Source organism: Rhizobium sp. CG5 (genome assembly GCF_023701945.1).
Taxonomy (GTDB): Bacteria; Pseudomonadota; Alphaproteobacteria; order Rhizobiales; family Rhizobiaceae; genus Allorhizobium.
In genome coordinates this window covers 1-12,346 of the sequence record NZ_JABAEF010000030.1, presented here as the reverse complement: position 1 = coordinate 12,346, position 12,346 = coordinate 1, and the positions used below count along the sequence as shown (strand labels likewise).

Below are 12,346 nucleotides of genomic sequence, written 5' to 3'. Positions count from 1 at the left end.
GAAAAATGGGCGGCGAGGCAACGGCGAGCGTTCCGCACTACTATCTCTATGGAGATCAGGGTGCGGATGTCGAACTAGACTTACTGAACATCGAGATCATCAGGGAGCGAAGCGGTCCAAACGATTGGAGGATTCGTCCGCACGCCCATCCCGACCACATGCAGGTTCTGCTGGTGCGCGAGGGGGGCGGCACCATCCGTTTGGAGGAGCTTTCGCTGACGATCGCCGTTCCCGGGGTCCTGGTCATTCCGGCGGGCATCGTCCACCAAATCGACTTCGATCCAGGAACTGACGGTTTTGTCGTTACCGCCGCCCTCGGCTGCCTGAAGGCGGCAGCGGCGAGGGACGCAAGGCTCATCGATACCGCGAGCCGACCGGCCGTCTATTCGCTGGAAGGAACCGGCGTCAACATCGCCGCCGTCACCGACACGTTCTGCTGGCTGCACCGTGAATATGTCTGGTCCGCCCCCGGCCGCCGTACCGCGATCCTCGCGCAGTTCATGCGGGTTCTGGTGGTGGTCCTGCGCCTCAGTATCACGCAGGAAGACCCGCGCATCATCGCGCCCGACAGGGACTACGATCTTCTTGCCCGCTACCGGGCGCTGCTGGAGGAGCATTTCCGCATCGAGCGCTCGCCGGCCTTCTATGCCGATGCTCTCGCCGTCACCCCGGCGCGGCTCAACGCGGCCTGCAAGAACCGGGCAGGCAAGACGGCCTCCGACCTGCTCTACGAGCGCGTCACGATCGAGGCCAAGCGCTATCTGGTCTATACCGAGAGCAGCGTGGCGCAGGTGGCCCATATGACGGGCTTCGAAGATCCCGCCTATTTCAACCGCTTCTTCACCCGGCAGGTCGGCATATCGCCGGGTGCCTATCGCAAGCAGGTGACAGGCAGCCACGAGTAGAGCGACCCGTGAGAGCGATGGATCGTCCATGTTTTGTGACGGACGATCCATTTCATCGCAAGGCCTCCTGAACCAATCTTCCAATGCGCGTCGCAATCGATTGGGACCTTTCCTGCGCGACGTCGTAAGGGCATGGAGGAAAAGATGATTCACGAATGGCGAAGCTACCGGCTGAAACCCGGCGCGGCGATACCCTATCTCGAACTGCTGGCGGACCACGGGCTTCCATTCGTGAGCCGGCATCTGCCGCTGATGGGCTACTGGCTCGCCGAAACCGGGCCGCTCAATACCATCCATCATCTCTGGAGCTATACGGACTGGGCCGAGCGCGAGGCCTGTCGCGCAGCATTGGCCAAGGAAGACGAATGGGTGAAGGAATTCATCCCCAGAGCCTTCCCGCTGGTGGAGGAACAGCAGAACCGCATGCTACGTCTGTCCTCCGGCTCCGGCCTGTTCGAAAAAATGCTTGTGAAGAGACGTGAACCCATGCCCGCGCGTGAAGCCGGATCGCCTCTTTTCGCCGGCGAATTCGCTGCTATCGTCAATGGTGAATTCGATGGTGAAACCGTCGCGGCCTTTCAGCCTCTCTCAGGCGACCCCAGCCTGCCGCTTGCCCTTCTTTCCCGTTCGCCCGATCCGCTCGCGGTTGAATACGCCGGCGGTTCCTGCCCAACCGTTCTCCGGCCGCTGGTATTCTCCCGGCTGTAGACTGGCGCGCCCGCCGTCAAGACGGTGTTCATGCGGTGGCGATTGCGGGTCTTCTTCAATGCCGTACCCGTAACGCCGTAGTCTGCGGCAACTTTGGTCATGGGTTTGGACCAAACCTGTTTGTAAAGCTCCTCGCGAGAAACTGTCTTCACCTTTCAACCTCTATCTTCCGCGCACATGTGCACGACCTAACTTCCCGTGATCCAATACTCAGGACCAAGGTGGGCGCATTGATTTTGTCAGTTTTGACGGTACTTTATCGGAGAGTTAGATTCGACCTTCGCCGGTCACGGCAGCAGCGAAATGGCCGATCGATGTCGATAGTCACAGAATTTTTTCTGTGCTGCGATTTCCCAAAAATACAACAAAATCAACAGGCTAGCTTTTTGACGGCCTGCGTCACGGCTCTCGGTGCCGAAATGAAGTTTTTCTGTAGTGAAATCAATTCCTTAGGACAGAAAAAATACTCGAGTGGGAGTGACGGGTAGTAGAAACGGCGGTAATGGCGTAGTTTTGGAGGTGGATTTCGCCATCGCTTAGTTGCCCCTCTCGCTTGTCGTTCACTGCCATTGATCAGCCTACTCCATTTCTATGCCGTGGGATCGATCTGCCTGTACTCCCGGGATGATGTAAGGACACTTTGGCGGGCGGAGTATTCTGGCATAGAATAGCGTGCAGCTTCTTTCACCTTGCGCCACACGATCAGCGCATCATGTTCCCCATCTTCCGCGAACATGTCGAACCGGAAGCACCATTGCTGTTCACGAGCGGCCCCAACTTCGGCGAAACTATTGGCACGTTGGAAGGGGAACCCCTCTATCATGCCAGCCTCGACCCCGACGAATACCGCCTGCTGCTCGACCGGGATGGCTTTGATATTTTGGCCCATGTTGCGGAAGACCCTAACTGTAGCGGGCACACGGTCTGGCTGGCGCGTCAGCGGTAGCCGTGAGGTTATCGCGGAAATCCTGATTTTGTGGCATTGCAGAAGTCGGGGTAATATATTGAGCAGAACCGGACTTTTGCGACGAGCTGAAGACCGAGTTCGGCCGAAGCTGACAGCCATCAGCCCTTGCGAACATCGAAACCCACTAGCCAGCCAGAAAACCATCAGAAACAATAGCGACTTTGACGGCCGAAACAGGCTGCGGCGGGAGTGCTAATGGATCGGATTTTCATCGCAGGCAATGGCGGAAGCGGCAAGTCTTGGCTGACCAAGCATCTGGCCACTAAGCTCCTGCTTCCGCTCACTCATCTGGACGATCTCCACTGGCTACCGGGCTAGGCTGGAGAACGCCCGCGACCCGAGCGTGATCGGCTTGTAACCGAAGCCGCAAATGGCCCCTATTGGATCATCGAGGGCATATAGGCTATGAAATTCGAGAAAATGTCGGGAATTCGCCACAGCCTATCTCCCCCCTAGACATCAACACTCCCACGATCTACCTTGGTGCTGTGGCAGACCTGAAATTGCATCAGGTTTCAGCCCCTTCGCATAGCCCCTCGCAATGAATTGCGGTTCAGGCCTGCGCTTCACTCTCCAACATCAACATAATCTCACCGCGCAAGCGGAAGGAGTTTCTATGGCTGACGCCCGATGCGCCTGCGGCGCTCTTAGACTGACGTTTAAAGAGCCACCCCAATTGACTGCGCTATGTCACTGTTTCGCTTGCCAGCGAAGAACTGGTGCGCCGTTCAGCGCCAATGCGTTTTACTCGGTTGAGTGCGTCGAAATATCTGGAACAGCAACGGAATTTGCTCGCGCGGGTGATAGTGGTCGCAAGGTCCGCATGTATTTTTGCCCCACTTGCGGTTCGACCGTCTATTGGAAGGCCGATGCCTCGCCGTCTTGGATAGGGGTGGCGATAGGTTCGTTTGCCGACCCGGCGTTCGCGCCACCGACCATGTCAGTATTCGAGCAATCGAAACATACGTGGGTGCAGCTTGGCGAAGCGGTAGAGCATTTCCTAGGTCATCCAACCGGCCGAGATTAGGTAGGGACTTTTCTCTTGTCGCTGCAGTCCTGAATTCGGGACGCTGCAAAAGTCAGCTATATCCCTCTTGGCGAACAGGCTTCTGCCGACGAACCCGCTGTTACAGCCAGCATGGCGCGCTTGCCCTTGCATATGCCGGTGTCGAAACGTTTGCTGCCGGAATACAGTTGGCCATACACGAAAACGCGATCCATCCAGCCTTTCAGGATGGCAGGCATGCCAAACCACCAAAGTGGAAACTGCAGCAGAACAAAATCAGCCCAGAGAAGATCGTCGATCTCGCGCTGTACATCGGCGGGCAAAGCTGACTGGAAAACGACCCTAGCGCTCTCCGCGCACCCGAGAGGCCGAAACGGATAGAGAGCGGCGAACACCCCACTTCAGTGTCACGCCGAGGCTTGCGATCAGAATGCAGCCTACCCCAGCATATTGCGCCGGCCCCAGCCGATGGCCATAGACAATGGCATCGGCAATGATCGCAGTGGCCGGATAGAGAAACAACAGCACGGCCGCCAAGGGCGTCGAGAGCTTCGGCAGTGCGTTATAGAGCAGCATGTAAACACCGCCGGTATGCACGACGCCGATAACGGCAAACCACGCCCATTGGACAGATGACACCTCCAAAGGTCCTACCGGTACGACCAGCACCAGAAGCACGATGCCGCAAAGACACTGAACGAAGGCCAGTTGAGGTCCGGTGATGCCCGTCAGTCCTTTGGCGATGATCGTCACAACGGAATAGAGAAACGCACCGCCGAGCGCGCAACAGATCCCGAGCAGCCAGGGCGCATCGATAGCAGTCTGGCCTTTGGTGGACTCCGTGGCCAAAGCAAGTCCGATCAGTGCCAGAGCGATCCAGCCGAAGGTGACGGCATGCAAACGCTCACGAAAGACCAGCGCGCCGATCACCACCACCATGAACGGCTGAACATGAAAGACGATCGTGGCAACCGCGATGCCAATATGTTGCATGGCCGTAAAGAACAAAACCCAGTTGCCGACCATCAGCAGGCCACTGGCAAGCGCAAGGCCGAGCACTCTCGGCGGCAGGCGCAGCACCGCGGAGAGATTGCCCCGGAAGGCACCATAAAGCGCCAGCACGAGGCCGCCGATCACACATCGGTAGAACGTGACCGACAATGGGTCCGCACCGCTCTCCAGAACACAGACCCCAAGCGTCCCCAACAACATCTGGGCGGCCGCCACGCCGATGAAACCCTGGATTTGTCTCGTCATGCTGTCCGCTCCTGAAGTGCCTTTACAGGTTTCAGGATATTGCTCTGTCAATTAGATGCACAATCGATATAATATGAACATATTCATTGGAGTTTCCAATCAATCATGGAACTTGAACATACTCTGCTCCGCACCTTCGTAGCATGTGTCGACGTGATGAGTTTCACGCGGGCGGCGTCCGCCGTGCATAAATCGCCCGCGACCGTTTCCACGCAGATCGCCCGGCTCGAAGCAGAACTGGGGGCGCGGCTCTTTATCCGCGACACGCGCAATCTGGCTCTGACGCCGGCCGGCGAAGAACTGGAGGCCTATGCGCGGCGCATTCTAAGGCTGCATGACGAGGCCGTGGAAGCCTTTCGCAAGCCCGATATTGCCGGGTCGATCAGCATCGGCGCGCCAGATGACTACATCTCGCATATCATGCCGCCCGTGCTCAGGCGCTTCGGCCAGTTGTTTCCCCGCGTCGCCATCAAGATCATTTGCGCCCAGTCGACAGCACTTGTGCCGCAGATCGAGAGAGGAGACATCGATCTCGCCATCGTCACGCGGTCGCGGGGAGTGGAAGGACAACTCCTGCGACAAGAGCCTATGGTGTGGATCGCCTCCCGCGATCGGATTGCGCTGGAAAGACATCCCCTCCCCGTCGCATTGTTCGAACCGGGAAGTCAGGCGCGCGCTGTTGTTCTGGCCGCATTGGCGAAAAGCGACATTCGCTTCCAGCCCGCCTATGAGAGTGTCAGTCTGTCGGCACTTCTCACTGTGGTCGAGGCAGGGCTTGCCGTTGCCGCTGTCACGCGCATGTCGGTCCCCTCTGCCGTCATGGAATTGGTGCAGGCTGATGGGCTGCCCGTGATCGAACGCCTTGACGTTGCCCTGATACGCAGTGCTGGGTCCAACAATCCACTCTGCGATTTCATGGCGGAGGCCATTCGCAATAGTGCCGAAGGCATGGCCAGGTAGGACATTGGACAGCGGTTGACGCTGACGGAACACAAGCTGCCGCGCCAATTTATTGCCGCAAAAATCCTAATTTTGCAGCGCTGCAAAAGTCCGGCTAACATATCGAGCAAGATCCGGGATTATTGCGACAACTACATTCCTTTGATGACCTTCTCATCCGACTTGATCGCCCCCTGGCGAAGAGCGAGTGGGCAACTGACGGACACGCCGTTTCCGGTTGCTCTGATCCAGCGGTTCGCCCGGCGTTGGGCGGCACGGATTCCCTACCTCGTATTGGAAGCCTGCGTGTTTTTTGAGATTCCCGAGGCCGAGGCACGTGAGACGATCCGGACAACGGCGCAGCATATTTCGGACGGATGGCGGGAAGCCTTCAGACAGGTTGGCGTCACTGGTGCGCTGGCGCGCGACTATGAGGCTGCTTTTGTCGGCAAGGAGATGGAAACGGCGCGCGGTCTTTAAGTCATACCTGACGGATAATTTCCGATTATTCGTCAAATATGAGCGCCTCCTAGGGCCGATCCGCCTCATGACCTCTGCTGCGATGCTTCAATGGTCGTGGGACGAAATCCTCGGCGGAGATCGTGTCGTAGTCGATCGTTGGCGCGTTTGCATTGTAGGCGTCGAGGAATGCCTTGGTTTGCGGGTGCAGCGCCATTTCAATGCCCTCCCTGTGCGGAAGCTGATGCGGCACCGGCTGCGCGCGCCGGAGCCTTCATCGACGGCAGCGCGATCTGCCAGAGAAGCGCGACGATGGAGACAAGCGCGACAGCCGCCCCGAGCGGGGCCAGCGCGGTCAGCCCCATGGCCGGGATAATGGCCGCGCCGATGCCCGAGCCGACCACCACCCCGGCATTGAAGGCGGCGATGTTCATGCCGGAGGCGACGTCCATCGCCTGTGGCTGGTGGCGCTGTGCCAGCATCAGGATGCGGGACTGGAGCGGCGGGATCGCCCCATAGGTGGTTAGGCCGACCAGCGCCACCAAGCTGACCATGGCGATAGGCGCATGGAAGGCGAAGGCGATCAGGCCGAGCGAGACGACGACGCCGACGAGCATGATAAGCGAAGCCCGGTCCATGCCCTGGCTGTCGGTCAGCTTGCCGCCCAGCACATTGCCGAGCGCTGCGCCCAGGCCATAGGCGAGCAAGGTCAGGCTCGCCGTCTCGACGCTGACCCGTGTCACGTCGAGCAGGATCGGCGAGACGTAGGTATAGAGCGCGAAAGAGCCGGTGTAGGACAGCATTGGAATGCTGGCGCCGGCAATCAGCCGCCGGTCGAACAATACCCCGAGATCGCGCCAGCCCGCGCCTTGCGTCGCTGCCTCTCCGTCCTTCGCCGACATCAGCGTGGCAATTCCGAGACTGCCGATCAGGCCGCATCCGGCGATGACGAGGAAGATGAGTTGCCAGTGCAGGATGGTGCCGAGCCAGGTGCCGATGGGCACGCCGAGCGACATCGCCACGGTTACGCCGCCGAACACCAATGCGAGGGCTGCGCCCGCACGCTCCGGCGCGACAAGACGTGTCGCCACGCTCGACGCCACCGCGAAGAAGACGCCATGAGCCATGCCGGAGAGCAGCCGGGCGATTAGCAGCGGCATAAGGCTTTCAGACAGACCGGCGATCAGGTTTCCGGCGCTGAAGACCAGCATGGCGATGAGGATCAAACGCTTGCGCGACAGGCCCGAGGCCAGCGCGGTCAGCACCGGCGCGCCGACAACGACGCCGGCGGCATAGGTCGTGACCGTCAGTCCGATACGGGTGACGTCTACCTGAAGGTCGCTCGCCATGGCCGAGACGAGGCCGATGGTGATGAACTCGGTGAATCCGACGGCGAAGGCGCAAAGCGAGAAGATGTAGATGACGGGAGGCATGGTCCGACCTTTCCAAATAGGCCCGCGTCTCCTTTGGCGAGCGTGTGGAACAGGCGGGCATGAGCGATTGGTCGGCAGTTAGCCCATGGCGGAGTTGAGCCGAAAGGTGCATAATAGGAGAACACTTATGGCAGTATGGCTTAAATGGTTCCGCGCAATCTCGATGATCTGATGGTGTTCGTTCGTGTCGTCGATTGCGGCAGTTTCTCGGCTGCGGCGCGATCGATGGATCTCGCGCCAACGACGGTCAGCAAACAGATTGCGCGGTTGGAAAAGCAGTTCGGGACGAGCCTGTTTCAGCGAAACACCCGCCGGCTGAAGATCACCGATGAGGGGCACGCCATCGCCGAACGCGCCCGTGGCGCTATCGCGTTGCTGGAAGAGGCGTCCGAGATTGCGAGGGCCGGTTCGTCCGACCTTTCGGGCACGATCCGCATCACCGCACCCGTGCCCTTCGGAGGCCGCTATGTCGCCGCTGCGACGGCGGACTTTCGCAAGCTCCATCCCAAGGTGGGGTTCGAGTTGCATCTGACAGACAGGATCGTCGATCTCTATGCGGGCGAGATCGATGTCGCGATCCGGGTTGGAAAGCTCTCCGACTCCCGCCTGATCGCCCGCCGTCTTGCCGACAATCGCCGCATTCTGGTGGCCGCGCCGGACTATCTCGCTCGACGCGGTATCCCGGAACACCCACAGGAGCTCACCGGGCACACTTGCCTGCTCATCGCCTATCCTGGGCTGCGAAACATCTGGACGCTGCACAACGGTGGGACGACGGCGGAAATGGCGGTGTCGAGCGACCTTGCGACGGACAGCGGCATCACCTTGCGGACTTGGTGCGTAGCGGGGCTTGGCATTTCCCTGCGCGAGCTTTGGGACGTCTCGGATGAATTGAAGGCGGGACGGCTGGTCCACATCCTTCCCGACTGGGTGGAAGAGGCAAGTCCGATCAGCTTCGTCCGCGCCAAACGCGAGCCTGTGCCAAAGCGGATCAGCGCCTTTGACGATTTCCTGGCCCAGCTCTGGCGCGAGCCACCGTGGGAGCACTAAGCGGCTCGCCGGGCCATGTAGCCGCCGCAGCGATGGCGTCAGCGGTTTGATGGGCCAAGTCGTTGTCATCGCGTTGCGTCGGTCGAGTTATCGACGCCCGTCAGTTCGGCTGACAGTGCCCAGAGCCGCTTTGCCTCATTCGGGTTGGTGGCGTAGTCGCGCACGCCGGCAAAAGCCTCGTTGAGTTTTTCGGCGCGCGCAGCCACATCGCAATCCTCGCAATAGAGCCCGCCAAGCCCATCGAGTTGCGGCGAAGTCGCAGCCCAGACCTGTGTCGCCGCGCCCTGTTGAGGGGTCTTGAAAGTCGGATCGGCAGGCGCACCGCTGGCATCGAGCCAGCCCTCGGCGGTCATCTCTTCTATCGTCAGGTGCCGCTGAAGCGGCGTGAAGATCTTGCCGGGATGGAGCGAGAAGGCACGCACGCCATCGTCTTGTCCTAACCGGTCGAGATGAACGGCGAAAAGGGCGTTGGCGGTCTTCGACTGGCCGTAGGCGAGCCACTTGTCGTAACCGCGCGTGAACTGGATATCGTCCCAGCGGATCGGCGAACTGTGATGGCCGGCGGAGGACACCGAGATCACGCGCGCACCGCCCCGGAGCGCGGGCCACAGCCGGTTGGTCAGCGCGAAATGTCCAAGGTGATTTGTCGCAAACTGCGCTTCCCAACCGGGACCAACTCGCGTCTCGGAACAAGCCATGATGCCGGCATTGTTGATCAGCAGGTCGATATGGCGATCTGCTGCTAGGATGCGTTCGGCGAAAACGCGAACGCTGTCGAGGTTCGACAGGTCAAGTTCCTCGATCGTGACGCGGGGGAGTCCCTTCGTCGCCGTCTCCGCTGCCCCCGGATGACGCGCGGCGACAATGACCCGCGCACCGGCCCCGGCCAACGCCCTTGTCGTCTCCAAGCCAAGACCCGAATGACCGCCGGTGACGATGGCGATCTTTCCCGATAGGTCAATGCCGGTCAGGACCTCCGCTGCTGTGGTCTGAGGCCCGAAACCGGAGCCGAGCGGCTTTTGCTGATCGATCATGATACGTCTCCCGGACATGATGATCGGTAGAAATCGCATAATCCATGCGATATGATGCGTCATTCATTCTCGATCGTTCGGATTTATTGCCTTGGACCCTCTGTCTGAAGTTCTCTCTCTGTTGAAACCAAGAAGCGCGATCAGCGCCGGTCTCAATGCGGGCGGCGACTGGGCGATCCGTTTCCCACCGCATGAGGGCATCAAGTTCAACGCGGTCATGCGCGGAGCCTGTTGGGTCACGGTCGAAGGCGAAGCCGAGCCCCAACGGATCGAGGCCGGAGATTGCTTCCTGCTGACCCGTGGACGCCCCTTCGTCTTTGCGACTGACCTCGCATTGCCCATGATCGAGTCGCCGACCATCTACGACGCGGCGGTGGACGGCATCGCAACCTGCAACGGTGGCGGTGATTTCTTCCTGATGGGCGGCCGTTTTTCCTTTGCTGGCGACCACGCCGATATGCTGCTCGGCGCGCTGCCGGCCATCGTCCATGTGCGTGATGCCTCGAACCAGGCGACTGTTCTGCGCTTTGCGCTGGAACAGCTTGCGGCGGAACTGAAAAGCCGCCCGCCCGGCGGCGCGCTCATGGCCGAACACCTTGCGCAGATCATGCTGCTCCAAGTTCTGCGGCTCTGGCTTGCCTCGAACAAGGACCGACACTCTGGCTGGCTGGGCGCTCTGTCCGACCTGCGCTTGGCGAAAGCCATCGACGCTCTTCATGCCGACCCCGCTCGACGCTGGCGGCTTGCCGAGCTCGCCGACATCGCCGGTATGTCGCGCACCACCTTCGCGGTGCGGTTCCGCGAGGCCGTCGGTCAGCCGCCGCTCGACTATCTGATCGGTTGGCGGATGCGCCTTGCCGCCGATCGGCTGCGGTGCACGCAGGACAGCGTGGCCAAGATCGCCTTCTCGATTGGCTATGAATCCGAAGCGGCCTTCAGCACCATCTTCCGGCGCGTGATGGGCTGCGCGCCGGGGAAATATCGACGTGGGCCACTCCAGCCGCCTCATGGCTAAGCGTTCTTTCGACAAATAGGCTGCCCACTCAGTGTCATGGGCCATTCGTGCCACTCTCAGCACGCGACCGAGGGGAACCAGCCGCAGGCCCAGCTCCGCCAGGCGCCGCATCAAGCCTTCTGCTCGCGCAAGAAAGCGATGGTGAGGGCAGCAAAAACGTCCGGCTGTTCCATTGGCGCGAGGTGCCCGGTCGGCAGTTCGGCATAACGCGACCCTGCAATCGCTTTGGCCAGCGCCTTGGCATGGGAGGGCGGCACCATGTGATCGTGGGTGCAGCCGATCACCAGTGTCGGAGCGGTAATGCGGGCCGCGTCTTGGCGCACGTCGATCGTCAAGTCCAGTTCCACCTGGCGCCCCATGCCCTCCCAATTGGCACCGTCGAGCGTCGCTTCGACTGCCTGGTCCACACCATCCGCGCCAAGGCTCGCCAGCGCATCTGGGCTGAAGCCGGTCAGCAGGATCAGCCGCGCCATGGCCCGACGATCCGTCTTGATGAGATCGCGCCAGAGCTGGAATTGCAGCTTGAGGCGCGGATCGTCCGCCGAGGCAAACCCGGCCAGGAGGATGAGCGAGCGGACCCGCTCGGGATACTCCGCCGCGATCCGGGTTGCGATCCCCGCTCCAAGGGAGAAACCCAAGAGATGAAACGTCTCCGCACCGGCCGCCTCGGTCGCCGCCATGACCTGGCCCGCGAGATAGTCGGTGGTCAGCTCGCGGCCATCGTCGGCCGTTGTGCCCGAGCCGGAATAGTCGGGGCGGATCACCGTCCATTCCTTGGCGAAGGTCTCTACCAACGCGCCCCAGTTTGACTCGGCATCGCCGCCCGTCCCGTGAACGAGCACGAGGGCCGGTCCAGCCCCGTCCGTCCTGTAGGCGACCTGCGCTCCCTGAAATTCTGCATGTGACATCCGGCAACTCCTTCTCGTCTTTCCTTGAGTCGCCGAGGACGCTAAACTCTGACAGCGCTGTGAGAGTCAAGGAGGCCGTATGCAGATCGGAACATTGTCGAAACGAACCGGGGTCAGCGTGCGGATGCTGCGCTACTACGAAGAAGAAGGCTTGCTGAACCCACCGCGCCGGGAGTCCGGCTATCGGGACTATGGGGAGGCAGAAGAGCAGATCGTCGCCCGCATCCGCATGTTGAGCGAAGCGGGCCTCAAGCTCGACGTCATCCGCCGCTTTCTGCCGTGTTTCCCCGATCCGCGACCGGATTTCCACCCATGCCCGGATCTTCTTGCGGCGCTGCGCCGGGAAGTGTCCAGCATCGACGATCGCATCGCGTGCCTGACTGCCAGTCGCAGCATCTTGTCCGGCTATCTCGACCGCGTGTAAGGCTTCGCGGACCACACGTAGGGGTTGCCGTGATCGCCCTGGTCGCAGGTTTACTTTGATCGGAGGAATAGCGCCCCGCTGTTGGCCCGGGTCTCGCATGTTCACAGCCCGGCGTAGGACCGATCGACATTCACCAACTCCAGATCATGATTGCGGCGAGATGGATTAATCCTGTGAAGTGAATGGTCCTTCGTTCATAGCGCGTGGCGAAACGGCGAAAGTGTTTGAGGCGGTTGAAGCA

General features: G+C 60.6%; 15 protein-coding genes. 9 read left to right on the top strand and 6 right to left on the bottom strand.

Annotated features, from left to right (window positions below; genetic code table 11):
• Positions 1 to 5 precede the first annotated feature (5 nt).
• From HGO38_RS29210 to HGO38_RS29195, 4 genes are all read left to right on the top strand, one after another.
• A complete protein-coding gene (locus HGO38_RS29210; RefSeq protein ID WP_250959305.1) occupies positions 6 to 905 on the top strand; it encodes a helix-turn-helix domain-containing protein in 900 nt (299 codons plus the stop codon).
• A gap of 144 nt (positions 906 to 1,049) precedes the next feature.
• On the top strand, positions 1,050 to 1,613 hold the full coding sequence (locus HGO38_RS29205) for an NIPSNAP family protein (RefSeq protein ID WP_250959304.1): 564 nt from the start codon (positions 1,050 to 1,052) through the stop codon (positions 1,611 to 1,613).
• Between the two features lie 712 nt (positions 1,614 to 2,325).
• Positions 2,326 to 2,559, top strand: coding sequence for a hypothetical protein (locus HGO38_RS29200; RefSeq protein WP_250959303.1), 234 nt, complete (start codon positions 2,326 to 2,328; stop codon positions 2,557 to 2,559).
• A gap of 637 nt (positions 2,560 to 3,196) precedes the next feature.
• The gene (locus HGO38_RS29195) at positions 3,197 to 3,607 is read left to right on the top strand and encodes a GFA family protein (protein ID WP_250959302.1); all 411 of its coding nucleotides are present in this window, start codon (positions 3,197 to 3,199) and stop codon (positions 3,605 to 3,607) included.
• 56 nt (positions 3,608 to 3,663) lie between these two features.
• Here HGO38_RS29195 and HGO38_RS29190 read toward each other — a convergent pair whose 3' ends face one another.
• The gene (locus tag HGO38_RS29190; protein ID WP_502941663.1) at positions 3,664 to 3,909 is read right to left on the bottom strand and encodes an NAD(P)H-dependent oxidoreductase; all 246 of its coding nucleotides are present in this window, start codon (positions 3,907 to 3,909) and stop codon (positions 3,664 to 3,666) included.
• Positions 3,910 to 3,928: 19 nt separating this feature from the next.
• Complete coding sequence (locus HGO38_RS29185; protein ID WP_250959301.1) at positions 3,929 to 4,843, bottom strand: DMT family transporter; 915 nt, start codon at positions 4,841 to 4,843, stop codon at positions 3,929 to 3,931.
• A 105-nt stretch (positions 4,844 to 4,948) separates the two neighbouring features.
• On the opposite strand from HGO38_RS29185, the gene HGO38_RS29180 reads away from it, so the two are divergent.
• Both HGO38_RS29180 and HGO38_RS29175 read left to right on the top strand, forming a co-directional pair.
• Positions 4,949 to 5,803: a LysR substrate-binding domain-containing protein gene (locus HGO38_RS29180; protein WP_250959300.1), complete on the top strand. Its 855-nt coding sequence runs from the start codon at positions 4,949 to 4,951 to the stop codon at positions 5,801 to 5,803.
• A 15-nt stretch (positions 5,804 to 5,818) separates the two neighbouring features.
• A complete protein-coding gene (locus HGO38_RS29175) occupies positions 5,819 to 6,262 on the top strand; it encodes a hypothetical protein (protein ID WP_250959299.1) in 444 nt (147 codons plus the stop codon).
• Between the two features lie 49 nt (positions 6,263 to 6,311).
• On the opposite strand, the gene HGO38_RS29170 is transcribed toward HGO38_RS29175, so the two are convergent.
• Both HGO38_RS29170 and HGO38_RS29165 read right to left on the bottom strand, forming a co-directional pair.
• Positions 6,312 to 6,458, bottom strand: a complete 147-nt coding sequence (locus HGO38_RS29170) for a hypothetical protein (RefSeq protein ID WP_250959298.1) — start codon at positions 6,456 to 6,458, stop codon at positions 6,312 to 6,314.
• A gap of 1 nt (position 6,459) precedes the next feature.
• Positions 6,460 to 7,674, bottom strand: coding sequence for an MFS transporter (locus tag HGO38_RS29165; protein WP_250959297.1), 1,215 nt, complete (start codon positions 7,672 to 7,674; stop codon positions 6,460 to 6,462).
• A gap of 144 nt (positions 7,675 to 7,818) precedes the next feature.
• Here HGO38_RS29165 and HGO38_RS29160 point away from each other — a divergent pair, with 144 nt between their 5' ends.
• Entirely contained in the window at positions 7,819 to 8,724 is a 906-nt protein-coding gene (locus HGO38_RS29160) for a LysR family transcriptional regulator (RefSeq protein WP_250959296.1), read from the top strand.
• Positions 8,725 to 8,789: 65 nt separating this feature from the next.
• On the opposite strand, the gene HGO38_RS29155 is transcribed toward HGO38_RS29160, so the two are convergent.
• Positions 8,790 to 9,758, bottom strand: a complete 969-nt coding sequence (locus HGO38_RS29155) for an SDR family NAD(P)-dependent oxidoreductase (RefSeq protein ID WP_250959295.1) — start codon at positions 9,756 to 9,758, stop codon at positions 8,790 to 8,792.
• 91 nt (positions 9,759 to 9,849) lie between these two features.
• On the opposite strand from HGO38_RS29155, the gene HGO38_RS29150 reads away from it, so the two are divergent.
• Positions 9,850 to 10,773, top strand: a complete 924-nt coding sequence (locus HGO38_RS29150; RefSeq protein WP_250959294.1) for an AraC family transcriptional regulator — start codon at positions 9,850 to 9,852, stop codon at positions 10,771 to 10,773.
• Between the two features lie 110 nt (positions 10,774 to 10,883).
• On the opposite strand, the gene HGO38_RS29145 is transcribed toward HGO38_RS29150, so the two are convergent.
• Complete coding sequence (locus HGO38_RS29145) at positions 10,884 to 11,681, bottom strand: alpha/beta fold hydrolase (protein ID WP_250959293.1); 798 nt, start codon at positions 11,679 to 11,681, stop codon at positions 10,884 to 10,886.
• Between the two features lie 79 nt (positions 11,682 to 11,760).
• On the opposite strand from HGO38_RS29145, the gene HGO38_RS29140 reads away from it, so the two are divergent.
• Positions 11,761 to 12,105, top strand: a complete 345-nt coding sequence (locus HGO38_RS29140) for a MerR family transcriptional regulator (protein ID WP_250959292.1) — start codon at positions 11,761 to 11,763, stop codon at positions 12,103 to 12,105.
• Positions 12,106 to 12,346 lie beyond the last annotated feature (241 nt).

Coding starts and splice junctions, on each gene's coding strand:
- HGO38_RS29210 (WP_250959305.1), top strand. CDS start 6: ATGGGCGGCGAGGCAACGGCGAGCGTTCCGCACTACTATCTCTATGGA.
- HGO38_RS29205 (WP_250959304.1), top strand. CDS start 1,050: ATGATTCACGAATGGCGAAGCTACCGGCTGAAACCCGGCGCGGCGATA.
- HGO38_RS29200 (WP_250959303.1), top strand. CDS start 2,326: ATGTTCCCCATCTTCCGCGAACATGTCGAACCGGAAGCACCATTGCTG.
- HGO38_RS29195 (WP_250959302.1), top strand. CDS start 3,197: ATGGCTGACGCCCGATGCGCCTGCGGCGCTCTTAGACTGACGTTTAAA.
- HGO38_RS29185 (WP_250959301.1), bottom strand. CDS start 4,843: ATGACGAGACAAATCCAGGGTTTCATCGGCGTGGCGGCCGCCCAGATG.
- HGO38_RS29180 (WP_250959300.1), top strand. CDS start 4,949: ATGGAACTTGAACATACTCTGCTCCGCACCTTCGTAGCATGTGTCGAC.
- HGO38_RS29170 (WP_250959298.1), bottom strand. CDS start 6,458: ATGGCGCTGCACCCGCAAACCAAGGCATTCCTCGACGCCTACAATGCA.
- HGO38_RS29165 (WP_250959297.1), bottom strand. CDS start 7,674: ATGCCTCCCGTCATCTACATCTTCTCGCTTTGCGCCTTCGCCGTCGGA.
- HGO38_RS29160 (WP_250959296.1), top strand. CDS start 7,819: ATGGTTCCGCGCAATCTCGATGATCTGATGGTGTTCGTTCGTGTCGTC.
- HGO38_RS29155 (WP_250959295.1), bottom strand. CDS start 9,758: ATGATCGATCAGCAAAAGCCGCTCGGCTCCGGTTTCGGGCCTCAGACC.
- HGO38_RS29145 (WP_250959293.1), bottom strand. CDS start 11,681: ATGTCACATGCAGAATTTCAGGGAGCGCAGGTCGCCTACAGGACGGAC.
- HGO38_RS29140 (WP_250959292.1), top strand. CDS start 11,761: ATGCAGATCGGAACATTGTCGAAACGAACCGGGGTCAGCGTGCGGATG.